Genomic DNA, 23509 nt, shown 5'->3' with positions numbered 1-23509 from the left:
TGTCAAACTTTGGTCGCAAAGATGAGTTTGGCTCATTTGCGAGATTGAAAATAAAAGGAGAATGTGATGTTAAATCCGGCAGAAACTGCACAAGCAGTCTCAAGCTCTATGGAGCACAAAGCTCATATGCCACTTGCAAGTATTATTTTTCTTGCTATCATGGCTGGAGCTGCTATTGCTATGGGTGATATTTTTTGGGCTCACTCAACAGTTGGTATGGCTGAAAACCAGTCTATAGGTCTTTCAAATTTCATCGGCGGTATCACATTTAGTTGTGGTCTTATGATGGTTGTTTTTTATGGTGGTCACCTCTTTACAAGCTCTGTTTTAAGCGGTGTTAGCGCATATGAAGGCAAACTAAAACTAGGTAATACTATCGTATACTGGGCTATTGTTTGGATATTTAACTTTGTTGGTGGCGCACTGATTGCGTATATGTACTACTATTCAGGCTTGCCACTAAAGTATGATGGCTACATATTACAACACTTCGTGCCAGCTGCTATTGGTAAGATCACGGCGCCATTTCACGAGCTATTTATCCGCGGTATCTTTTGTAACGTCTTTGTCTGTATGTCTGTCTGGACTGCTACAAGCGAGAGCAATCTAACTGGTAAATTCTTTGCTATTATGTGGATGATTGGTGCGTTTGTCGCTTGTTCTATGGAACACTGCGTGGCAAATATGTTCATCATAACCGAAGCCATCATCTCAAAAGCTCACTACATAGCAGCAAGCGCCGGCGATATCAATGCTGCAGCAGCGTTGCTTCATACTACGGCTGATAAGCTAGAAGTGTTAAATTGGGGAAATTTCATCGTTAAAAACCTAGTACCGGTTACTCTTGGCAATATTGTCGGAGGAGTTTTCTTTGTTGGTTTGGTTGGCTTTATGGCTAATAAATTTGAGATGAAAAAAAGAGCTTAAAAATTTTTAGTCTTTGCTTCTTGGCAAAGACTAATCTTTTAAAATTACTCTTTTTGCTAGCAATTATCTTTTTTATTAAAAATTTTTGATTTTTAGTTTGTGTAACTTTCTAGTTTTTCGTAGTCTATGATCAAAAACTCATGTGGCGTTATTTTTCTTATGATGTCATCTTTTATCAGTTCATTAAATGCAGTTGAAGCACTTTGCCTCTTAAGTCCTACGAAGCTTGAGAGCACTTTTAGAGAAAATGGCAAAAAGACATAATGATAGCCATTTTGTTTTAGATCCTGTTCGCGTGCTAACTCGATCAAAAAATTTGCAATCCTACCCTTTGCATCTTCAAAAAGTATGGATTTTATTATCTGACGTTGCACGATGATAGCATTTAGCACCGCTTTTAAAATTTCATCTACCACTTTTATATTTGATAAAATTTCACCTATCTTACTTAAGCTTATGGAGTAAATTTTGGCATCTTCTAAAATTTCAAATGCACAATTATCATCAAGAACAGCGATGTTGTTTGCCTCTAAGCGGTAGAGGATAAATTCTTCCCCGTCTTCAAAAAAAGAAAGCTTTGCACAGCCACTTTTTAAGAAAATGATTTCAATCTCTTCTGCATAAATTATGCTTGTCTTTGGAAGGTTTTTATACTCAAATTTATCAAGTTCAGTTTGAGTTAGGATATCTAAAATTTGTGTTTGCAAAAGACCTAAACGTGATTTTTTCATGATTCTCCCAAAAGTAGTTTTGGATTTTATCTTAGAAAGTATTTAATCAAGTTGAAATTTTTGCCTTTTAATTTTTAAATTTCAATAATTTTTAAAAGTAGTATTAATTTTTAAAGAAGGTTGCATAAAATGCAACCAAATTTTTAAAAACCATGAAGTTTTTTTAGATTTTCATCTATAGGTTTTTTATGTCCATCTTTTGTCACACTGACGTAGGTCGCAATAGCACTTGTAACGTGTATAGTCTCTCTAAAACCACCGTCATTTAGCCTCAGCGCAGTCACTTCTATCTGTGTTGTTATCGATGTTTTGCCAACTGCGATGATCTTTGCGTAGCAGCTTAGTACGTCGCCAACAAAGACTGGTTGCTTAAAGATGATCTCTTTCATTGAAATCGTCACAACGCGTTCGGGAGAAATTTCTCTTGCAGCCTGAGCGCCTGCAAGGTCGATCTGGCTCATTATCCAACCACCAAATATATTTCCAGCCGAGTTTGTATCTTTTGGTAGCATGACTTGTTTTATACGTGGCTCACCAAAATCTTTTAAAATATCCATTTTTTGCCTTTTAGATGTTAAATTTTTTGGTTGATTGTAGCAAATTTTAAATGCTTTATGCTAAAATCTCGCAACTTCAGGGGATAAAAATATGAATGATTTTAAAAGATTAAATGAACTTACAAAAGAGCAAAAAAACAAGTTAAATGCTATTTATAAAAACTTAGATGACGAGGTCATAAATGAGGCTGTTAAAATTTGTGGTCTTGCTGGCACACCAAGCCAAAAACTAGCCCTTGCAAGAAGAATAGTAGATCTCAAAGTAGATCCGTTTCAAAATGAGCTAAAAAAGCTAAATTTAGGCGAGGACGAGCAAAAAAACGTACTAAATTTAATGTATAACTACGTTAGAAATTTATATGAAAATCTGCACTCAGAGCTTATAAAAAAAGCAAAAGAAGAGAAAATTTTAGATGAGTTTAATCAAGCCTTTGTAGAAGCAATACACGAGCTTGGGCTTAGTCTAAATGCGTGGCAAATTTCATGGCAGGATCGCATTATTGATACTACAAATAAAGAATTTGAGGCTAAATTCAGCGATCTTGGCATGGCAAATGAATTTATCACCAAGCATGCTTTGTTTCAATGTGATGCAAATGGCACAAGAGCTGATAGGAGCTATGGTGCAGTAGTAAAAGATGGCGAGAAATTTAACTTTTTGCCTTATGCACTTGCTTTTAAAGATGAAGTAAGAGAGCTAAAAAAAGTATTTGAAAAAAATCTTGAAATTTTAAGAAATTTAGCCCAAAATGACGAGCAAAAATCCTATGTAAAATACCTTGAAAAACTACAAAACGCCTTTTGTGAAGAGGATAACTCAAAGGTAATAAATGCTTGGCAAGAGGCTGAGATAGCGTGGATGGATGTAAAAGGTGCGCTTCAGCCAGGCCATCCGCTAGAGTACTATGAAGATGCCTACACGCACGCAGTTGCACTTGAGTGGGATATTAGGCTTGTTGATAGCGATGGCATCGATGAGCTAAAATTTAAAGAAAAAGTGGCGAAAACTTACGAGAGCGTTTGCGAGAAGATCAAGTTTGATAATACTGAAACAAACAAGGCAGTTAGCGAAAATATCGCTAGGACGCAGCTTTATATAAGTGTGCCGATGATCTACTATGGTGCTGAGCTAAACGGGCTTTTTAGCGCTCAGGTCGTGCCAAATGATGAGAGTGTGAGCGCAAAATGCGGTAAGAAAATTTTTGCCTTTGTAAATCACGTCTACGAGGGCGCAAAGGCGAAACCGTTTATGAAACTTAGTTCGGAAATTTTTAGCAAAGAGTTTTTGGACTTTGGTAGGGAAATTTTATTTTTAAAGCCAAATATTTGGAAAAAAGTTTATGAAATCTCAACCATTGGCCATGAGTTTGGGCACATCCTCTTTATCGGACTTGATACTGAGATGAGTATGAATAAAAGCGGCGTCTTTAAATTTATTGAGGAGTATAAGGCGACAACTGGTGGACTTGTAAATTTTTTCTTGCACGAAGAGGCGGAGTATAAAATGGCTGTCTTTCATGAGCTAATAGCTCGTGCAGTTGGGCTTATCGCTTGGCGAAAGGTCGATGAAGTTAGGGCGTACTACTGCGAGGGGCTCATACATCTTAGCCTACTTTTTAGGGCCGGAGTGCTTAAATTTGACGGCAAACTAAGTGTGGATATGAGCGAGCAAGCTTATGCTAAATTTAAAGAAATTTGCCTGCTAAACTACTTCGATCTAGCGCAAACATACGCTAAAAAAGATGATGCGAACACATTTTTAGAGAAATTTTGCCAAAAAGATGAGCAGAGCTATCTGCCAAAAGATGAAGAGACTAGAAAATTTGTTGAACATTTTTACGCTAGATACGAAGCTATTGGAAATGATATTGATGATAGCGGCGAATGGCAGAGGTGGCAACAAAGAATTGGAAATATTATATAAAGAGTAGAAATGATAGATAAAATCAGCAACGATAATCAAACATCTTTTTTATTTATATCGGTACTTTTTTGTGCGTATGTTGTTAGTTATTTTATTGCTAGTGGTTTTTATGAAGACATAATTACTACTCTATTTGATTTTATGATCACATTATTTATTTTTTTAAGGCTAAAAGAGACAAGAAATTTAAAAACATATTGGATATACATATTGTTAGGTCTTACTTGCTGGGTAATATCAGACACTATGTGGATGCTATATGGTAAGGTTGATTTTCTTAAACAATTTCTTTCTAAAGTCAATTTTATACAAATCTCATACGTAGTCTCATATTTTATGTTTGCATTTTCTGCTTTTTATATTTTGATTAAAAATTTGAAAAATTTATTTTTAATGCAAGTATTTGTGGACTCAGCCTCTATTTCTGCAATATATTTTAGCTTTATGTGGTTTATGATTTTTGATAGAAGTTTAACTCAAGTTTTAAGCCAAAAAGATTTTTTTAATCTAAGTTATATCGCTATAGATTTATTTATGTTTTGTACTTCATTTGTTGTGTTTTTTTTACTTAAATTTTCAAGAAGAAGACTGTCTATATTTTTATGCTTGATAGCACTTATTGCAATAAGCGTTTATGATATTTTTACGACTACAATGGATTTTTGGATAGATGGAATATCCTTTTTTGGGTATGACATTGTATTTAAGGTCATATTTTTTATGTTGTTTGTTGCCACACTTCATTTAAGAGAGGGCGAGGCAAATCTAAAATTTAGAGCACTTAGAAATGATTTTGATAAAATTTTAATACAAAAGCTATTTGTTTTTGCCGTACTTTTAACGATCATGATCTTATACTCTTGGAAGATAAATTTGACATGGTTATTTTCTATTTTAGTTACTTTGCTTGCATACGGGGCATTATCTTATACATTTTCTAATGTTAGAAAGATGGATATTTTGATTAAACGCGAAATGCATATCAAAAAAGTGTTAAATAATCAGATAGAAAATAAAGTAAAAGAGTTTGAAGAGACGAATAGGAACCTACAAAAGATTAGCAAATATGATTATTTAACAAATGCTTTAAATCGCCAATACTTTCTCGCAAGGCTTGAAGAGATGATAAAGTCAAAGGCGCTCGGCGAGAAGATAGACATTTATAGTATAGATATAAATAACTTTAAAGCCATAAATGATTCATATGGACATTATATAGGTGATGATGTAATAGTAAAACTTGCTTTAAATATTGAATCGATATTACCACCTGAAAATTCTTTGTTCGCAAGATCTGGGGGAGATGATTTTATTGTTGTTATAAAACAAAATGAAGATATTCATTGTAGGGAATTTTTATATTATTTATTAAAGGCAATTTCTGAACCAATTGTAGTTTATGAATATAAAATCATACTTGATGCAAAGGTGGGCATCAGCTCTACAAAAACTAGTGAAATTTTGGCTGATGATCTTATTATGCAATCAGAGGCAGCCCTTGAGACAGCAAAGCAAGATCCTCTTCAAAAATATGTTTTTTACAGTGATATAAAAAGCAAAATACAAGACAAAAACTATATTGAAGTACTGCTAAATAGTATAAATTTTGATGAAGAATTTGAGCTAAAATTTCAGCCACAATACCTAATAAAGAATAAAAAAATAGTAGGAGCGGAGGCCCTTGTTAGATGGAATTCTCCTATAAAAGGCCCAGTGGATCAAGTAAAATTTATTCCAATAGCTGAACAAAGTTCCATTATAAATGCAATAGGAAAGTGGGTGGCAAAAGAGGCTATAAAGCAAATGGCCATTTGGAATAAAAAATACAACACAAATCTAAAAATAGGCATAAACATATCACCAAAACAGGTAGATAATGTAAATTTTGCATCTAAAATTTTAAGCTATATAGATGAATATGAAATTGACCCATCTTGTGTGGATATTGAGATTACAGAAGCCAGCCTTGTCAATGCCGAAGAGATGATGCAAAGTGCACTGTCTGAGTTTTCAAATAGAGGCGTTTGTATCTCAATAGATGATTTTGGAACAGGCTTTTCATCGATGAGCTACATTAAAAAATATCCTATGAGCCGTTTAAAGATCGCTAAAGAGCTGATAGACAATATAGCCAAAAATGATATAGATAAAGATGTAGTAAAAAGCGTTATAACTTTAGCGAAAAATATAGAGTTAAAAACTATTGCTGAAGGCGTTGAAGACGAAACTCAGCTTGAAATTTTAAGAGAACTTGGATGTGACGAAGTGCAAGGATATCTTTGGGGCAAGCCAATGAGTGCAAAGGACTTTGAAGAGCTTATAAAATGTACTATTTAAGTACGCTTTTTGCACTAAAGCCTTCAAATCTTAAAATATGTCTTTTGCAAAGTCTAGCTAATTCATTTATCATTTTTAAGGTCTCTTCATTTCTTGGAACAATGAGATGAATTTTTTCTCTTAAAAAAACGATAAAAATATTTTTTAACTCATAAATTTCACTAACCTCTTCTAGGTTAAATTTTTCATTTTCATTAGGCTTATTTTCATAATAGGCTAGAAATTTTTCATTTACTTCAAAATTCATTTGTTTTTGAATCTCTGAAATTTCAAATCTTTTTAGAGCAGCGATACGACTTTTTTTCAAAAAGATTGGATAAAAAACGATCCAAAATATAGCAAAAACAATTCCAACAATGGTAAAAATTTTACTTTTTAATAGCATATCTACAACAAAACCAGCCATGAGAGCCTCTGTAAATACCATAAAGGTATTTATAAAATATTGTTTCCTTGCTGCTTTTGATAGAAATAAGTTAAAAGATTTATAATCTATTAAATTTTGTCCATTTATGACGATACTACACTTCATAAGATGCCTTTGTTGATTTTTAAATTTTTGGGAAATTATAACCAAAAGCAAGGTCAATTTTTGTATAATTCAAACTATTTTTTAGGAGAGGGATACTATTTTTCTAATATCAAGATCATCCATAACTGGCATACGAAAATGGATTTTGCTTGCAGTTGTGTCGCTATTCTTATTGGCTCAATTAGCATCTTTATTAAGTTATAACCTAATTGGCAAAATATTTATTTTATTTGGTTTCTTTATAGTAACTTTTGGCATCTATACTTCAATGGACAAAGCAAAAACCAAGATGACACACTGGCTTGCGATATGCTTTGGTGTATTTTTATGGTCTATTTGTGATGCTTTAAGGATACTAAACCAAGATGTGCTAATGCGAGATCATGCTAGCTATGCTTATCTTGATGCTTTTTTTATGATACCCATGATCTCTATCTTGGCTGGTGTTGGTATTTTTTTATACTCAAAATTTATGGCCAGTAAAGAGAAATTAGCCGTTATTGTAGATAGCATAAGTGTTCTTTTTTTAATAGGAATTTTAGTATGTGGCACTCTTGATAAAATAGACGTTTTCTCAAAGATAAATGATATTTCAAACATTGTTTCGCTTTCTATTTTAGCTATCAATTTTCTTATACTTTTTGTTACTTTAAGTGAGCTTTTTACAAGCAATTTGCTTCGTATTAGAGTTAGTGGCTTTTATCTTATAGTGGGCAGCATTTTATTTACAATGCTAAATTTATTTATATTTTATAGGCAAATTTCAAGTGCAATTTTTGAACACACGATGGACTGTTTGTATCTAGTGCCTTTTGCCTTATTTATGATGGGCGCTTTTCATTTAAAAACCGAAAATGGATATGTTACTAATGTTGATAAAGGTATTTCGATAGGATCAAAATGGTTACCGATAATAATCGTCTTGCCTTTGCTTGCGCAAGGAAATTTTACATCATTTGGCACACTTATTTCGCTATTTGTTTTAGTTGTAAATGCCCTTGTTAACTACTACATTAAAAGCTCTCTTGCAAGTAAAAAAATACTAGATTATGAGAAAAATCTCCATAAAGAGATGGAAAAATCAATGCATGAGCGAACAAATGAGCTTATGCTTGCAAATTTACGACTTCAAGACATATTAGAAAAAGACTATTTAACGGATCTTGGTAATAGAAATTTTATAATCAACGAGCTTGAAAGAATATGTAAAAATATGTCTGAAAATGAAGAGATTGCAGTTTATTATATAAATATAAACCGCTTTAAAAGCATAAATACATCTTATGGACATGAAATAGGCGATAAAATTTTAAGAATAGTTGCAAAAAGGATACTTGAGGTTTGCAATAGGCAAGAAACTATAGCAAGAATTAGCGCGGATGAATTTATCGTGTTAGCAAAAATGGAGTTAAACAGCCATACAAAACGTATGAATCTTGGCATGGCAATAAAAGATGCTATTGAAAAGCCGATACAGCTAGAGAAATATCACTTTAGCATTAAGAGCTTAATAGGCATAAATGTAGCAAAAAAACAAAATGCATCAAATCCAAGAAGTATTATAAAAAATGCTGACATGGCAATGTATTATGCCAAGAAGAATCCAACCTCAAATCCTATGGTTTATAGCGATAAAATTAAAAATGAAATGCATTTAAGTTCAAGAATGGAGCTAGCACTTAAAAAAGCAAATTTACAAGAAGATTATCACATCTACTTTCAGCCGATATATGATATTAAAAATTCAAAAATGATTTGCGCAGAAGTCTTTTTAAAGTGGAAGTCAAAAGAGTTTGGCTTAATGGATGCGAGTGAATTTATAAAAGTGATAAATTCAAATAGCGATGTTCTAAACAATATTTGCTCGCCTTTGATTTCAAAAACTATTGAATATATCGTTAGATGGCAAAAAGAAATGCTCTTGATACCAAAAATAAGTATAAATGCTGCCCAAGTGCGAAGTAAATCAGAGAAATTTGTGTCTGATTTTATCTCTAACTTGCATTCACATCATATAAATCCAAAGCTTTTTGAATTAGAATTTAGCGAAGATATTTGGACAAATGATATTAAGACGCTTGATAAAATTTTTTCTGTTCTTAAAGAAAATAGCATTAGCGTTTGTATAGATGATTTTGGCTCAGGATATACTTCGTTTGTTTATACTAGAAAATATGATATCGAGCGTATAAAAATAGCGAGCGAATTTGTAGATCAAGCACCAAGTAGTAAGATAGATGCGCAAATTGTCGCCGCAATTATAAATTTAGCAAGATCAATGAAGATAAAAGTTAGTGCAAAAGGTGTAGATAAGTCTGAAAGTGTTGACTTTTTAAAGAAGCTTGATTGCAATGAGATGCAAGGATGTTTCTTGTCTCGTCCTATGAGCGCGGAAGAATTTGAAGACTTTGTAAGACAAAATCCTCAAATGATAGCAAAAATTTAAATTTCAGCCTTTATCTCTTCGTTTGATTTTACGACCATGCCTGAGCCATGGATCACGCTTGGAACACAGCTGGTGCAGATATCAACTTCTTCGCCGTTTTTATGAGCGTGGATAAAAACTGCATTCTTGTCATCACTGCTTTTTAGTCCGCAAACATTGCACACTACTAGATCTTTTTCTCTCATTTTTTCTCCTTTAAAATTTGGCGTATTTTAACTCTTAAATTTTATACATAAAATGATTTAAGTCAAGCTTGCATCATAGCATTTAATATTTTTTTGTTATAATCCTTTAAAATTTAAAAGGGTCTAAAATGAATGAAAGAACTATTATTTTAGAGATGTTAAAGATGCAGCAGAGCCTAAATGACGAGACAAATGGGCTTGGCTGGGAAAATGGTTATACTAATAAAAATAAACTAATCAGCTGGAAGCGCTGCATTTATATGGAGTGTGCTGAACTTATAGATAGTTTTGCGTGGAAGCATTGGAAGAGCATTGATGCCAAGACTGATGAACAAAATTTACGCACGGAAGTTGTCGATATTTGGCACTTTATTATGAGCCTGGCTTTGCAAATTTATAAATCAAAACAACTTGGTGGCATAGAAGCTCTGGCTGATGACATCTGCCAAGCAAGTGGATTTAGTGACTTTTGTAAAGAGCCATTAAGTATCGAAGACGAGAGTATTTATGAGATAATGAATGATGTCGAGATGCTTATACATGAGTGTAGTGGATTTGATTATGAGATATTTGATATCTTAAAAATTTACTTCTCAATGTCTTTAAAATGTGGAGTAAATTTGTACTCGCTTTATGAATGCTACATCGCCAAAAACGTACTAAATCGCTTCCGCCAAAACAACGGCTATAAAGAGGGAAGCTACAAAAAAAACTGGAACGGACGCGAAGACAATGAAGTGATGAGCGAAATTTTGTCAAAAGGCGTTAGCACGATGGATGAAATTTATGCCGCACTTGAGCGCGAGTACAAAAAGGTAAGATGATAAACCTTCTTCGCCTTGGCTTTAAAGATTTTTTTACGGCCAAATTTATCACGCTATCTATTTTGCCGCTTTTTCTTAGTATCGCTAGCCTTGCTTGGCTTACGATATGGGGCGGTGGCGAGATATTTGACCTTTTAAGTGATGGGGCAAAGAGCGGCGACTACGGCTTTATAGAGTCAAACTCAACGCTCTCTTTATATGCTATTAAAATTTTAAGTTTTAGTGCCACAAAATGGATCATAAGCATACTTTTTTATGTTTTAAGCACCTTTTTAACGATAATTATCAGCATAATAATCGCCCTAATTGTAGCTGGCTTTTTAACGCCAGTTGTAGCTAAAGAGATAAACAAAAGGCACTACAACTACATGTTTAAAAGCGAGGCTAGTACGGCTAGAGTGCTAAAGGTGATGATGGTTGAGATCATGAAATTTCTTGGGATCTTGCTCGTTTGCCTACCGCTTTTGTTTGTGCCGGTCTTAAATTTATTCATCATAAACGTACCATTTTTTTACATCTACTATAAACTTTTACTAATAGACGTTGGCTCAAATACGCTTGATAGCGAGAAATTTGAGCTTGCTCTGCTTGAGGGTGGCGGGATAAAATTTGTAGCTTTTACATTTTTGTTTTATCTAATATCGCTTGTGCCGCTTGTTGGGTTATTTTTTCAGCTTTATTTTGTGATAGTTTTGTCGCACCTCTTTTATCAAAGAGAGGCACTCATAAAAATTTAGAGCCAAATGGCCCTAAATTTATGCGTAGTAAGATAGCTTATTGCTCTCATCAAGTAAAGTGTCAAAGAGCCTTTTTGTCGCACTTAGCAGGTTTTTGTTTGCCTCATTTTGAGCTAGAAGCTCGTCAAACATTTTTAGCATATTGTCATTTATGAAATTTTTGTGATTTAAATCTTTTGGCTCAGGCAACATCTGCTTGATCTTGTTTGAAAGATCACTTATGCTTTGACTGCTACCTGCGATCTTGTCGCCCTCTTTGACATTTTTCATAAATTCATTTACTTGTGGGCGAATTTGCTTCATCGCCTCTTCGATCTCCTTCATATCCTGCTCGTCTATGCCGTTTCCTTTATATGAAAACTCATAGCCGTATTCGTGAGTGAGAGTTAGACTTTTTTGGCTTAAAGTGCCATTTTTCTGGCTAGAAAACTCTAAACTTTTGTTGTCATACATAGAAAAGCTTATCTCATCGCCTGAGCTAGTTTTCATCGAAAAGCTCATGTTGTTGTAGCTTCCTTGAGAGTAAAAATTTGTTTGCATTTTTAAATCCTTTTGAGGCTAAATCGGTAAAATTTTAATTTCATAAAGTAAAATTTTGTAAAATGCGTCAAAAAAGGACGGCGATGTGTTGTTTTGGAACTAGGGTTTTCTTACTAATGCTTATCACTGTTTTAAGCTTTGTTTTTGCTAGGCTTTGGCCTGTTTTGCCAGTCGTTGGCTACTACTTTATACTCGCAAATTTGCTTGCCGTTTTGATGTTTTCACTATTTTTTAAAGGGCTTTTGCCAAGCTTCGTAAAGGTAAATGCTATCCACTATTTTTCGCTAATTGGTGGCTTTTTTGGGGCGTTTTTAACAATGCTTGCTTTTAAAAAGGTTGCAAAAGATAAATTTACTCTAATAGAGCTAATTATTTTTACGCTTTGGGTGCTAATAATCGTCATAGTCATCTTTAAATTTCAAACCATTCTTGGCATTTTTAGGGGAATTTAGATGGATGAGAGGATAGTTGAATTTCTAAAAAAGATGCATCTCGCTAGCGTTTGCGTCGTTGATGAGGAGGGACAACCTTACGCTTTTAGTGCATTTTATGCCTTTGATGAGGTAAATTTTAGCCTTTTGCTAGCTAGCTCAGATGATAGCTCGCATATCAAATTTTTAAAAAACTCAAAGCTTGTTGCTGGTACGGTCGCTCTTGATACAAAGATCGTTGGCAAGATAGAAGGCGTACAGTTTCAAGGAGTGATGAGAGAGGCCAAAGAAAATGAAAAAGAAATTTATTTCAAAAGATTTTTTTATGCAAAAGTAATGGACCCAAAAATTTGGTGCGTAAGTCTTAAAAAACTAAAATTTACTAGTAATGTTCTTGGCTTTGGCAAGAAGATAAAATGGGAAAAGGGTGGCAAAATTTAGACGTTAAGCTTATATAAGCTACAATCAGTGAAAAATTAGAAAAAATAAGGAGAAAGTATGAAATTTATCGGAAAAAACGTGCTAATAACAGGTGCAAGTAGAGGTATCGGTGCACAGATCGCAAAAACGCTTGCAAATATGGGCCTAAAAGTGTGGATAAACTATCGCTCAAAGCCTGAGATAGCGGATGCTTTGCAAGCTGAGATCGAGCAAAGTGGTGGCAAAGCCGCAGTAATAAAATTTGACGCAACTGATGAAGATGAATTTATAAAAGGTATAAATTTGATAGTTGATAGCGACGGCGAGCTAAGCTATCTTGTAAATAACGCTGGTATCACAAATGACAAACTAGCTCTTCGCATGAAAACGAGCGAATTTACAGATGTGATAAATGCAAATTTAACTTCAGCTTTCATCGGATGTAGAGAGGCTTTAAAGGTTATGAGTAAAAAGCGCTTTGGAGCGGTCGTAAACGTCGCTTCTATCGTTGGTGAGATGGGAAATGCGGGACAGGTGAACTATTCAGCTAGCAAGGGCGGACTGATTGCTATGAGCAAGAGCTTTGCAAAAGAGGGAGCAAGTAGAAATATACGTTTTAACAGTGTAACTCCAGGTTTTATCGAGACTGATATGACGCATGGATTAAGCGATGAGGTGAAAAAAACTTATAGCGATAATATCCCGTTAAAACGCTTTGGCAGTGCTAGCGAAGTAGCCGAGGCGGTGGCGTTTTTGTTAAGCGATCACGCAAGCTATGTCACTGGCGAGACTCTTAAAATAAACGGCGGACTTTATATGTAGGTAAATTTCAGACAAGTTTTGAAATTTAAAATAAATAAAAGCGTAAATATTATAAGATAACAGACATTTTTTATAAGGAGACCTTAAAATGGCAGTATTTGAAGACGTAAGAGACGTAGTTGTAGAGCAACTAAGTGTAGATCCACAAGCAGTAAAACTAGAGTCTAAAATCATCGAAGACCTAGGTGCAGATTCACTTGACGTTGTAGAGCTAGTTATGGCTTTAGAAGAAAAATTTGAAGTAGAAATTCCTGATAGCGAAGCAGAGAAACTAATAAGCATCAAAGACGTTGTAGATTATATAGAAAAACTAGGTAAATAATTAAAATTTACACAGTTTGATTTAAGGAGATGTATTGAAACGAGTCGTTGTAACTGGTATTGGTATGATAAACGCACTTGGTCTTGATAAAGAGAGCTCTTTTAAGGCTATTTGCGAGGGTAAAACGGGAGTAAAGGAGATTACAAGCTTCGATGTAAGCGACTTTCCTGTTAAAATTGCTGCCGAAATAACTGATTTTGATCCAAATAGCATTTTAGACGGTAAAGAGGTAAAAAAAGTAGATCGTTTCATACAACTCGGCATACAAGCATCTAATGAAGCTATGGTCGATGCAAACTTCAAAGAGTTTGAAGCTCATAAATTTGGCGTTAGCTCAGCAGCTGGTATAGGCGGCTTACCAAATATTGAGAAAAATTCAATTACATATTTTGAAAAAGGTGTAAAACGAATTTCACCATTTTTCATTCCATCAGCACTTGTAAATATGCTAGGTGGCATAGTTTCAATAAATCATGGGCTAAAAGGTCCAAATTTATCTAGTGTAACAGCTTGTGCAGCAAGTACTCATGCAATATCTCAAGCAGCAAAATGCATTATGATTGGCCAAGCTACAAATATGCTAGTTATTGGAGCTGAGTCTACGATTTGTGGTGTTGGAATAGGTGGTTTTGCTGCCATGAAAGCACTATCAACTAGAAATGATGAGCCAAGCAAAGCTTCGAGGCCATTTGACGCAAACCGTGACGGCTTTGTAATGGGCGAAGGTGCTGGTGCATTAGTACTTGAAGAGTATGAGTCGGCTGTCGCAAGAGGAGCTAAAATTTATGCTGAAGTAGTTGGATTTGGCGAAAGTGGAGATGCATATCATATAACTTCTCCAACACTTGAAGGTCCACTAAGTGCGATGAAACAGGCTTTGGAAATGGCAAAAGGCATAAAAATAGACTATGTCAATGCGCATGGTACTTCAACGCCAGTAAATGATAAAAATGAAACTGCTGCATTGAAAACCATTTTTGGAGATAATTGTCCTCCAGTTAGTTCAACAAAGGGTCAAACTGGACATTGTCTCGGTGGTGCCGGAGCTATCGAAGCTGTCATATCTATAATGGCAATGAGAGATGGTATCATCCCTCCAACTATAAACTACGAAACGCCTGATCCTGATTGTGATCTAGACTACGTTCCAAACAAGGCTAGAAAGGCTGAGCTAAAAGCAGTTATGAGCAATTCATTTGGCTTTGGCGGCACAAATGGCGTCGTAATATTTAAAAAGTTGGATTAAGATGTCAAATTATTTAGATTTTGAAAAAAGCATAAAACAAATTGATGAAGATATAGCAAATGCTAGGATCAGAGGCGATGAACATGCTGTTGAAATTTTAAATAAAAACCTATCTAAAGAAATCTCGAAAGTATATAAAAATTTAAACGAATATCAGCGTTTACAGCTCGCTCGTCATCCAGATAGACCATATTCTATTGATTATATAAGGTCATTTTTAGTTGATGGATATGAGATCCACGGCGATAGAGCTTTTCGCGACGATCCGGCTATTGTTTGCTACATTGGTTACATCGGTGGTAAAAAGACTGTCGTTATAGGTGAGCAAAAGGGTCGTGGTACTAAAAATAAACTAAGAAGAAATTTTGGTATGCCTCATCCTGAGGGCTATCGTAAGGCTCTTAGGGTCGCAAAAATGGCTGAGAAATTTAACCTACCTATCTTGTTTTTGATAGACACTCCAGGCGCATATCCAGGGGTTGGAGCTGAAGAGAGAGGTCAAAGTGAAGCTATAGCTAGAAATTTGTTTGAGTTTGCAAATTTAAAAACCCCAATAATTGCTGTTGTAATCGGCGAAGGCGGAAGTGGCGGTGCTTTAGCTATAGGCGTAGCTGATAGGCTTGCTATGATGAAAAACTCTGTTTTTTCAGTTATTTCGCCAGAAGGTTGTGCGGCGATACTTTGGAACGATCCATCTAAACAAGAACAAGCTACAAAATCTATGAAGATAACAGCCGATGATCTTAAAAATTTATCACTGATCGATGCTGTTATAGATGAGCCTATAAATGGTGCACATAGAGACAAAGACGGTGCCGCAAAAGCACTTGCAAATTATTTTATATCAGAGCTAGCTGAGCTTGAGAAGCTTGATATTGATGAGCTTGTTTCAAAAAGGATAGAAAAAATTCTTTCCATAGGTGCATTCGAAGAATAAAATTTTTAAAAATACAAACAAATTTATGAGCTTGACTAATAAATTTGTTTGTCATATCACTTGAAAATAATTCAAAATTTAGTAAATCTTTCTAAAACTTTTAATACTTAACTAATAAATTTATACTTTTAGGGTTTAAATAATAAAATTATTGATACAAAATTTCTGTAAAGACCATTTATGAACAAATTTCAAGAAAAATATATCAGTATTTCAAAAGAGTATTACAAAAGCAATGGTAGTGCAGCAAGTATTGAAGCTATGTATCAGTTTAAAGAAGAGCTTGAAGCTAGTGATGATATGCTTGCAAAAAGTGTTTTAGTCGATATTTATCAGCTTTTGTCTATGAAAAAGAGTGCCTATGGGCTACTTCTAAAAATTCATAATAAAAATGACAAAAAGCAGCTAAAAATGCTTGGGTATCTTGCGCAGTTTGTGGATGAAAACGACAGGTGCGCGATACCTAGACCAAAGAGTAAAGAGCAAATTTTAGCCCAAAAAGAAAAGGCTACTATATTGCCAAAATTTATCTACCACCCAGATCCTTTAAAAACTGGCGCATTTAAAGATGATATGAGCATAGTATGTGAGTGTTGTGGCAAAAATACTGAAGTTTATTATAATGGTAGTATTTATTGTAAGCAAGATATTGCGTATCTTTGTCCTACTTGTATTTCTAGTGGTATGGCTGCCAAAAAATTTGACGCTACATTTGTGCAAGACGCCGATAAGCTCACCACAAACGATACCAAAAAAGATGACGAGCTCTTTAAAAGGACGCCGGGTTACGAGAACTGGCAAGGCGAGCACTGGGTGGCGTGTTGTGATGATTATTGCGCATTTCTGGGCGATGTAGGGACGAAGGAGCTCGAGGAGCTTGGCATAGCAGACGAGGTCTTTGAGGACTATGCACAAAGGGGCGAATACGACACCAAGATGGCACGCGAGATGCTTGTTGCAGGCGGCGACTTTGCTGGCTATTTGTTTAGATGTCTGCATTGTAAAAAGTATCATATATACATTGATGCTTGTTAGGGTGAAGGAGAAGATATGGATTTAAAAGAAATTTCTAAAGGCTGCGAAGAGCGTGGTCTGGACGAGCTTTTCGAGTTTTTAGAACCATTTGCAAAAAATTCTATAAAGATAGAGACGCGGACCAAAAATGACGATGATATCGCTATTGGTGCGTCCAAATTTGGTGGCTTGCCGGATCTACCAGATAGTTTAGTATGGCCGTCAAATGAAAACGGCGCTCTAAGTTTTGTAGCACAGATAAATTTTGCCGAAGCTAGCAAATTTGACATTGACTCTTTACTGCCAAAAAGCGGCATGCTTTATCTTTTCTATGATAAAAATTTGCGTGTGTGGGGCTACGATCCTGCCGATAAAAATGGATTTGCGGTGATCTTTTCTGATGTAAATCATGGCTTGCTTTCTCGTAGTAGCTCAGAGAACTTAGAGGGAGAAAATTTCATATTTAATGCACGCTCTCTTAGTTTTAAAAACGAGGCAAATTTGCCAAGTCTACAAAGCTCGCTCGTGCCATTTGGTAAATTTAGCGAGGAGGAGTGGGAGGCCTATCACGAGATTATCGAGCCAAGCTGGCAGGCCAAGGAAAACAAGCTTCTTGGCCACTCTGACAATGTACAAGACTGTATGGAGCTAGAGTGCGAGCTAGTCACAAATGGCCTTGACTGCGGTGATGGCAGTGCTTATCACCACCCAAGAATAGCAGAGTTTGAGAAAAATGCCGCCCAGTGGCAGTTGCTCTTACAGATAGATAGTGACGAGGAGGGCGATATGGATTGGGATGGAGAGGGTAGAATTTATCTGTGGATAAAGAGGGACGACCTGGCAGCGCGCGATTTTAGCAAAACGTGGCTAGTTTTGCAGACGAGCTAGGGGCGAAAATTTAGCCAAAAGCTCTTGTTGGTGTGGATTTGGCATGTTATCTAAATTTCGCGCATAGAATGTGTAAATTTAAAAATTTAAAGGCAAATAGCAGATGAAATTTAAATTTTTGTAGTTTGCTGCTAGTTAAATTTACCTTGCAAGTGACTTTTACTCCTATACTAGCGGCTCATCACTAAATTTGCCAGTACTCTTGACTCTCTTTAAATTTCTCTTTGCTGATTAGATGGAAAATCGCGATATTTAGCCTTTATTCTCTTAAATTTAATAAAACTAGCAAAACCATCCATGCGCCAAATTTAGGCAAAATTTAGTAAAATCTTCAAAAAAATAAAGGCAAAATATGTTTAATGGCTTAATCAGAGAGCTTGCCGAGGTCGTTGACTATTCGCAAAATGTGTTAAGGTTAAAGGCTAAATTTCGCCCAAATTTAGGCGATAGTATCGCAGTAAATGGCGCTTGCTTAAGTGTGACAAAACTATATGATGATGGCTTTAGTGTGGAGCTAAGCGCAGAAAGCAGGGTAAATGTTGCGGTTGAAAATTTAACTGGCAAGGTGCATATCGAGCCTGCGATGAAACTTGGAGAGCGAGTAGATGGGCATTTGATGCAGGGCCACATCGACTTTATCGGCGTGATCTCGGCTATCAAAAAGCATGAAAATGGCATTGATTTTTACATTGACCTGCCACGTGAGGCGATGGCTTTGATGGCAAACAAGGGCTCAGTGGGCGTTGAGGGTGTGAGCCTTACGATAAATGAAATTTTACCAAAGGGCATAAGGCTAACTATCATACCCATCACTTTTAGAGATAGTCTTTTTGGCACTTTCAAGGTCGGCAGACGCGTAAATATCGAGAGCGATCTGCTGGCTCGCTACGTGGCTAGGATGCTTGAAGCTAAGCAAAATGGCGGCCTTAGCTGGGCCGAGGTCGAGAGAATTTCGAGCCTTTACTAAGCGGGCGAAGATGCGTGAAAATTTGGAGATAGTTTTTAGCCAAAGTGGGATCTTGGCTGGCTTTACAAACAGGCTTGGTGGGGTGAGCGAGGGTAAATTTAGCTCGCTAAATCTTGGCGATCACGTGGGTGACAACCCAGCAGACGTCATCAAAAATAGAGAAATTTTGGCTCAAAATTTAGGCGTGAAAAAGCTTAAATTTATGAAGCAGATCCACTCAGATAAGGTCTTTTTGCTTGAAAACGAGGACGACGAGCTACCAGAGTGCGACGCTGTGGTCACAAACTTAAGCGGTGTAGGTATCTGCGTTTTGGTGGCAGACTGCTCGCCTGTCGTGATGATAGATGAAAAATGTGGAGTCATCTGTGTGGCACATGCTGGCAGAGCTGGTGTGGTACTAAAAATTTGCACAAAGGCGTTTGCTCTTATGAGCGAGAAATTTGGCTCAAAAGCAGATGAAATGAGCGTATTTGTCGGGGCAAATATAAAGGGCGGCTGTTACGAGGTGGGCGAGCTTGATCTTGGGGAATTTAACACATATAAGATAGGTAGAAATTTTGATATGAACGCAGCCTTAAGAGATGAATTTAGCGCACTTGGGGTGAAAAATTTAAGCTTTAGTGAGGTCTGTACGCACTGCGACGAGAGATATTTCTCGTACCGAAGGGATGGCGTGAGTGGGCGATTTTGCGGATTTGCAGTGAAATTTAAGGATAAAAATGGGATATGAGAGCTTTAAAAATCCACTAGCGGCAAAAATAGCTCAAAACGCTAGAAATTTGGGCTTTGAGCAGCTTATGAACGAGGAGTTTGTGCAGATGCTACTTAACTCAAAAAAGATGGAGCTAAGTGCTGCGGATAGGGAAAACGTGGAGCAAATTTTTATAAAACTGATGGAGATAGAAGAGAAAGTACAACTTAGCAAATAAAGGAGAAAAGATGCTTTTGCTTAAAAATGCTAATCTATACGCGCCAAAATTTCTTGGCAAATGCGATGTTTTGGTAGGTGGCGGTAAAATTTTAGCTATCGGCGAGGGGCTAAGCTTTAGTGTAGAAAGGCTTGAAATTTACGACCTAAAAGGCAAGGTTCTAGCTCCAGGTCTGATCGATCAGCACGTGCATATCACGGGTGGTGGCGGCGAGGCTGGATATCACTCAAGAACGCCTGAGATCACGCTTAGCCAGATCGTAAAATACGGCACGACGACGCTTGTTGGCGTTTTGGGGACCGATGGTGTCACTAGAAGCCTAGAAAATCTCTACTCAAAGGCAAAAGCGCTCGAGTTTGAGGGTATTTCAACTTTCATCCACACTGGCTCATACGCAAGCCCCTGTGTGACATTTACAGGCGATGTCGCAAGGGATCTCATACTAATCGACAAGGTGATCGGCGTGAAGATCGCACTGACCGACAACCGCGGTAGCTACGTCTCAAAAGAGGAGCTTATAAAAATCCTAAGCAAGATACGCATAGGCGGCATGGTCTCTAAAAAAGGTGGCGTCCTTCACATGCATATGGGCGGACTGAGAGAGAAATTTGACAATGTCTTTAAAGTGATAAAAGACTATGAATTTCCAGCCTACTACTTCTCACCGACACACTGCGCTAGGACGAAAGATCTATTTAACGAGGCTTTGAAATTTCAAAAAATGGGCGGAAACGTCGATATCACAAGTGGCGGAAGTAAATTTGCCCCACTTCATGAGGTAGTGGCTTATGGCCTTGAAAATGGGTTAAATTTAGAGCGTCTAACTATGAGCTCAGACGGCAACGGCAGCGTGCCTAAATTTAACGAAAATGGCGAGCTTGTGGGATATGGCTGTGCATCATGCGCCTCAAATTTAGAGGTATTACAAGCTTTAGTAAGAGGTAAAATTTTAAACATCGAAGATACTTTAGCTTTGATGAGCAAAAATGTGGCAAAATATCTAAATTTAAGCCAAAAAGGCGAGATCAAAGTAGGCAATGACGCTGATTTTTGCGTCTTTGATGAGGAGCTAAATTTATACGACGTGATCGCAAAAGGCGAGTTTTGTGTCAAGGACGAAAAGGTCGTTAAAAAAGGCTTTTTCGAGTAAATTTATAGAAATTTGAGCTTTATTTATAGCTAAAGAAATCTTTAAATTTAGCTTCAATAAAGCCAAGTTTCAATATAATCCAAGCTTTATTTCACACACGACAATCCTAAATTTGGTTGTGCGAAAGCATTAATGGTCGTGGAGGATAAAACTAAATTCAGGGCAGAATGCCTAAAACAAGGAGAAACTCATGGTAACTATGAGAGATTTATTAGAGTGTGGCGTACATTTTGGTCACCAAACACGCCGCTGGAATCCAAAGATGAAAAAATTTATCTTTGGCGAGAGAAAAGGTATCTATATTATAGATCTACAAAAGACTATCCGCTACTTCCGCTACACTTACAACATCGTTCGTGACGCAGCTGCTGAAGGCAAGTCAGTGCTATTTGTTGGTACTAAAAAACAAGCTATAGACGCTATCAAAGAGTACGCTGAAAAATGCGGAATGCCTTATGTAAATCACCGCTGGTTAGGTGGTATGATGACAAACTTCGGTACTATCCGCCAGTCTATCCGCAAACTAGAAGTTATCGAGGCTATGGAAGAAGATGGCTCGATAAATTTACTAACTAAAAAAGAGGCTTTGATGCTTCGCCGCAAAAAAGAGAAGCTTATCGCAACTCTTGGTGGTATCCGCAATATGAAAAGCCTTCCTGATATGATATTTGTTGTTGATACAGTTAAAGAGAAAATCGCTGTTCAAGAGGCAAACCGCCTAAAAATCCCAGTTGTAGCACCTATCGATACAAACTGCGATCCTGACGTTGTTGACTATCCGATCCCAGGAAACGACGATGCGATCCGCTCTGTTCAGCTTTTCTGCCAAGAGATGGCTGAGGCTATCAACGAAGGCAAATCACTTCTTGAGCAAGATGGTGGCGAGCAAGCTGCTGGCGAAGAAGTAAGCCAAGATGAGAAAGACGCAGTTGTAGCTGAGGCTATGAGTGAAGAAGACTTTGGCGAGGACGAAGAATAATGGAAATAACTGCACAAATGGTAAAAGAGCTCCGCGAATCAACCGGAGCTGGCATGATGGACTGCAAAAAGGCACTTGGCGAAGCAAATGGCGACATGGAAAAAGCTGTTGACATCCTTCGTGAAAAAGGCCTAGGCCAAGCTGCTAAAAAGGCTGATCGCCTTGCAAGCGAGGGCTTAGTAAGTGTTGAAGTTTGCTCAAAATGCAAAAAAGCAACTATTAGTGAGATCAACTCTGAGACCGACTTCGTTGCTAGAAATCCACAGTTTCAAGCACTTGCAAAAGACGCAACAGCTCACATCCAATCAAGTGGCATAGCGACAGTTGAAGAGCTAAATGCGAGCACATTAAATGGTGTTAAATTTGAAGAATACTTCAAAACTCAGATCGCAACTATCGGTGAAAACCTTGTAGTTCGCCGCTTTGAGACTATTAGCGCTGATGATAAGGGCGTTGTAAATGGCTACGTTCACTCAAACGGCCGTGTTGGCGTGCTTATCGGTGCAGCTTGCGAAAACGCTGAAGTTGCAAACAAAGCAGCTGAATTTATAAGAAATTTATGTATGCACGCAGCCGCTATGAAGCCAAGCGTTATAAGCTATAAAGATCTTGATAAAGAGTTTGTTGAGAAAGAATTTATCGCACTTCGCGCTGAACTTGAAAAAGACAATGAAGAGCTAAAACGCTTAGGCAAACCACTTCACCACATCCCTGAGTATGCTAGCCGCTGCCAGATAGGTGATGCTGAGCTTGCAAAAGCTACAAAAGCGATCGAAGAAGAGCTAAAGGCTGAGGGTAAACCTGAGAAAATTTGGGATAAGATCATCCCTGGCAAGATCGAGAGATTTTACGCTGACAACACAGTGCTTGACCAACGCCTTACACTTTTAGGTCAGTTTTATGTAATGGACGATAAGAAAACTATCGAGCAAGTTGTTGAAGAGAAAAGCAAAGAACTTGGTGGCAAGATTGAGATCGTAAAATACGTTCGTTTCGAACTTGGCGAAGGCTTAGAGAAAAAAGTCGACGACTTTGCTGCAGAAGTTGCTGCTCAAATAGGTTAATGGAAATTCTAAGAGCGTCTAATCTAGGCTTTGCGTATGATTATACGCTCTTTAACAATATAAATTTAACTCTCAATCAAAAACAAAGCATCGCAATAACCGGTGTTAGCGGTTGTGGCAAATCAACACTTTTACACATACTTTCAACACTTTTGAAACCAAATTTTGGCGAAGTCATCTATCAAGATAGATCGATCTATGAGCTTTCTCAAAACGAGCTTTTGGCTATTAGAAGGCTTCATTTTGGCATTATTTTTCAGTCGCACTATCTTTTTAAAGGATTTAACGCTTATGAAAATATCGAGCTTGCAAGTATCTTGTCTGGTGAAAATATAGAAAAAAATGATCTTGAAGCGCTTAAAATTTCAAGCGTTATAAATCAAAAAGTTGGCGAGCTAAGTGGCGGCCAACAGCAACGCGTCAGCATCGCTAGAGTGCTTACTAAAAAGCCAAAGATCATCTTTGCAGACGAGCCAACGGGCAATCTTGACAAGCAAACGGCAAATGAAGTAATGCAAGTTTTATTTGACTATATAAATGAAAATAACGCCGCCCTCATCCTAATCACCCACGACAACGATCTAGCAGCTAAATGCCACA

The 23509-nt window shown here is 36.8% G+C and carries 26 protein-coding genes; 21 read left to right on the top strand and 5 right to left on the bottom strand.

What is annotated here, in order from left to right:
* The first annotated feature begins 66 nt into the window (after positions 1-66).
* Positions 67-927, top strand: coding sequence for a formate/nitrite transporter family protein (locus ACTTKV_RS07175; protein ID WP_442549908.1), 861 nt, complete (start codon positions 67-69; stop codon positions 925-927).
* A 92-nt stretch (positions 928-1019) separates the two neighbouring features.
* Here ACTTKV_RS07175 and ACTTKV_RS07170 read toward each other — a convergent pair whose 3' ends face one another.
* Positions 1020-1658: a Crp/Fnr family transcriptional regulator gene (locus ACTTKV_RS07170; RefSeq protein WP_442549907.1), complete on the bottom strand. Its 639-nt coding sequence runs from the start codon at positions 1656-1658 to the stop codon at positions 1020-1022.
* A gap of 143 nt (positions 1659-1801) precedes the next feature.
* A complete protein-coding gene (locus tag ACTTKV_RS07165) occupies positions 1802-2215 on the bottom strand; it encodes an acyl-CoA thioesterase (RefSeq protein ID WP_054197151.1) in 414 nt (137 codons plus the stop codon).
* Between the two features lie 91 nt (positions 2216-2306).
* Between ACTTKV_RS07165 and ciaB the strand changes: the two genes are divergently transcribed.
* Together ciaB and ACTTKV_RS07155 are read left to right on the top strand one after the other, a co-directional pair.
* Positions 2307-4139, top strand: a complete 1833-nt coding sequence (gene ciaB, locus ACTTKV_RS07160) for an invasion protein CiaB (protein ID WP_442549906.1) — start codon at positions 2307-2309, stop codon at positions 4137-4139.
* A gap of 654 nt (positions 4140-4793) precedes the next feature.
* Positions 4794-6476 (top strand): putative bifunctional diguanylate cyclase/phosphodiesterase, encoded by a 1683-nt coding sequence (locus tag ACTTKV_RS07155; RefSeq protein WP_442549905.1) that lies wholly within the window; start codon positions 4794-4796, stop codon positions 6474-6476.
* Here ACTTKV_RS07155 and ACTTKV_RS07150 read toward each other — a convergent pair.
* Positions 6469-7008 (bottom strand): hypothetical protein, encoded by a 540-nt coding sequence (locus ACTTKV_RS07150; RefSeq protein WP_442549904.1) that lies wholly within the window; start codon positions 7006-7008, stop codon positions 6469-6471. The genes ACTTKV_RS07155 and ACTTKV_RS07150 overlap by 8 nt on opposite strands.
* A gap of 268 nt (positions 7009-7276) precedes the next feature.
* Here ACTTKV_RS07150 and ACTTKV_RS07145 point away from each other — a divergent pair, with 268 nt between their 5' ends.
* Positions 7277-9454 carry a putative bifunctional diguanylate cyclase/phosphodiesterase gene (locus tag ACTTKV_RS07145; protein ID WP_442549903.1) on the top strand — a complete coding sequence of 726 codons (2178 nt, stop codon included), beginning with the start codon at positions 7277-7279 and terminating at the stop codon, positions 9452-9454.
* On the opposite strand, the gene ACTTKV_RS07140 is transcribed toward ACTTKV_RS07145, so the two are convergent.
* Positions 9451-9639 carry a hypothetical protein gene (locus tag ACTTKV_RS07140; protein WP_087577826.1) on the bottom strand — a complete coding sequence of 63 codons (189 nt, stop codon included), beginning with the start codon at positions 9637-9639 and terminating at the stop codon, positions 9451-9453. The genes ACTTKV_RS07145 and ACTTKV_RS07140 overlap by 4 nt on opposite strands.
* Before the next feature lie 128 nt (positions 9640-9767).
* Here ACTTKV_RS07140 and dut point away from each other — a divergent pair, with 128 nt between their 5' ends.
* Together dut and ACTTKV_RS07130 are read left to right on the top strand one after the other, a co-directional pair.
* Entirely contained in the window at positions 9768-10463 is a 696-nt protein-coding gene (dut, locus tag ACTTKV_RS07135) for a dUTPase (protein ID WP_442549902.1), read from the top strand.
* Entirely contained in the window at positions 10460-11200 is a 741-nt protein-coding gene (locus tag ACTTKV_RS07130; RefSeq protein ID WP_442549901.1) for an EI24 domain-containing protein, read from the top strand. Before dut ends, ACTTKV_RS07130 begins: the two co-directional genes overlap by 4 nt.
* An 18-nt stretch (positions 11201-11218) precedes the next feature.
* Here ACTTKV_RS07130 and ACTTKV_RS07125 read toward each other — a convergent pair whose 3' ends face one another.
* Positions 11219-11740, bottom strand: a complete 522-nt coding sequence (locus ACTTKV_RS07125; RefSeq protein ID WP_442549900.1) for an ATP/GTP-binding protein — start codon at positions 11738-11740, stop codon at positions 11219-11221.
* 83 nt (positions 11741-11823) lie between these two features.
* On the opposite strand from ACTTKV_RS07125, the gene ACTTKV_RS07120 reads away from it, so the two are divergent.
* The 15 genes from ACTTKV_RS07120 to ACTTKV_RS07050 all read left to right on the top strand — a co-directional run.
* On the top strand, positions 11824-12192 hold the full coding sequence (locus tag ACTTKV_RS07120; RefSeq protein ID WP_442549899.1) for an L-arabinose ABC transporter: 369 nt from the start codon (positions 11824-11826) through the stop codon (positions 12190-12192).
* A complete protein-coding gene (locus tag ACTTKV_RS07115; RefSeq protein ID WP_442549898.1) occupies positions 12193-12612 on the top strand; it encodes a hypothetical protein in 420 nt (139 codons plus the stop codon). It begins immediately after the preceding gene.
* Positions 12613-12669: 57 nt separating this feature from the next.
* A complete protein-coding gene (fabG, locus tag ACTTKV_RS07110; protein ID WP_442549897.1) occupies positions 12670-13413 on the top strand; it encodes a 3-oxoacyl-ACP reductase FabG in 744 nt (247 codons plus the stop codon).
* A gap of 88 nt (positions 13414-13501) precedes the next feature.
* Complete coding sequence (acpP, locus tag ACTTKV_RS07105; RefSeq protein ID WP_054197141.1) at positions 13502-13735, top strand: acyl carrier protein; 234 nt, start codon at positions 13502-13504, stop codon at positions 13733-13735.
* Between the two features lie 34 nt (positions 13736-13769).
* Positions 13770-14981 carry a beta-ketoacyl-ACP synthase II gene (locus ACTTKV_RS07100; protein ID WP_442549896.1) on the top strand — a complete coding sequence of 404 codons (1212 nt, stop codon included), beginning with the start codon at positions 13770-13772 and terminating at the stop codon, positions 14979-14981.
* A gap of 1 nt (position 14982) precedes the next feature.
* Positions 14983-15918: an acetyl-CoA carboxylase carboxyl transferase subunit alpha gene (accA, locus tag ACTTKV_RS07095; RefSeq protein ID WP_442549895.1), complete on the top strand. Its 936-nt coding sequence runs from the start codon at positions 14983-14985 to the stop codon at positions 15916-15918.
* Positions 15919-16098: 180 nt separating this feature from the next.
* A complete protein-coding gene (locus tag ACTTKV_RS07090; protein ID WP_442549894.1) occupies positions 16099-16953 on the top strand; it encodes a CbrC family protein in 855 nt (284 codons plus the stop codon).
* A gap of 15 nt (positions 16954-16968) precedes the next feature.
* Positions 16969-17820, top strand: coding sequence for a YwqG family protein (locus tag ACTTKV_RS07085; protein ID WP_442549893.1), 852 nt, complete (start codon positions 16969-16971; stop codon positions 17818-17820).
* Positions 17821-18172: 352 nt separating this feature from the next.
* Entirely contained in the window at positions 18173-18787 is a 615-nt protein-coding gene (locus ACTTKV_RS07080; RefSeq protein ID WP_442549892.1) for a riboflavin synthase, read from the top strand.
* A 10-nt stretch (positions 18788-18797) separates the two neighbouring features.
* The gene (locus ACTTKV_RS07075) at positions 18798-19517 is read left to right on the top strand and encodes a polyphenol oxidase family protein (RefSeq protein WP_442549891.1); all 720 of its coding nucleotides are present in this window, start codon (positions 18798-18800) and stop codon (positions 19515-19517) included.
* A complete protein-coding gene (locus ACTTKV_RS07070; protein WP_442549890.1) occupies positions 19507-19716 on the top strand; it encodes an acetyltransferase in 210 nt (69 codons plus the stop codon). Before ACTTKV_RS07075 ends, ACTTKV_RS07070 begins: the two co-directional genes overlap by 11 nt.
* A gap of 10 nt (positions 19717-19726) precedes the next feature.
* Positions 19727-20866 (top strand): beta-aspartyl-peptidase, encoded by a 1140-nt coding sequence (iadA, locus tag ACTTKV_RS07065; protein WP_442549889.1) that lies wholly within the window; start codon positions 19727-19729, stop codon positions 20864-20866.
* A gap of 190 nt (positions 20867-21056) precedes the next feature.
* Complete coding sequence (gene rpsB / locus ACTTKV_RS07060) at positions 21057-21845, top strand: 30S ribosomal protein S2 (RefSeq protein ID WP_085658056.1); 789 nt, start codon at positions 21057-21059, stop codon at positions 21843-21845.
* Entirely contained in the window at positions 21845-22909 is a 1065-nt protein-coding gene (tsf, locus tag ACTTKV_RS07055) for a translation elongation factor Ts (protein ID WP_442549888.1), read from the top strand. The genes rpsB and tsf overlap by 1 nt, the downstream gene beginning before the upstream one ends.
* The coding region (locus ACTTKV_RS07050) for an ABC transporter ATP-binding protein (RefSeq protein ID WP_442549887.1) at positions 22909-23509 on the top strand (601 nt) is incomplete at its 3' end. The genes tsf and ACTTKV_RS07050, both read left to right, overlap by 1 nt.

Source organism: Campylobacter sp., from assembly GCF_052169515.1.
GTDB lineage: Bacteria > Campylobacterota > Campylobacteria > Campylobacterales > Campylobacteraceae > Campylobacter_A.
Note: the sequence above shows the minus strand (reverse complement) of the source record. Positions and strands in the feature narration are given on the sequence as shown.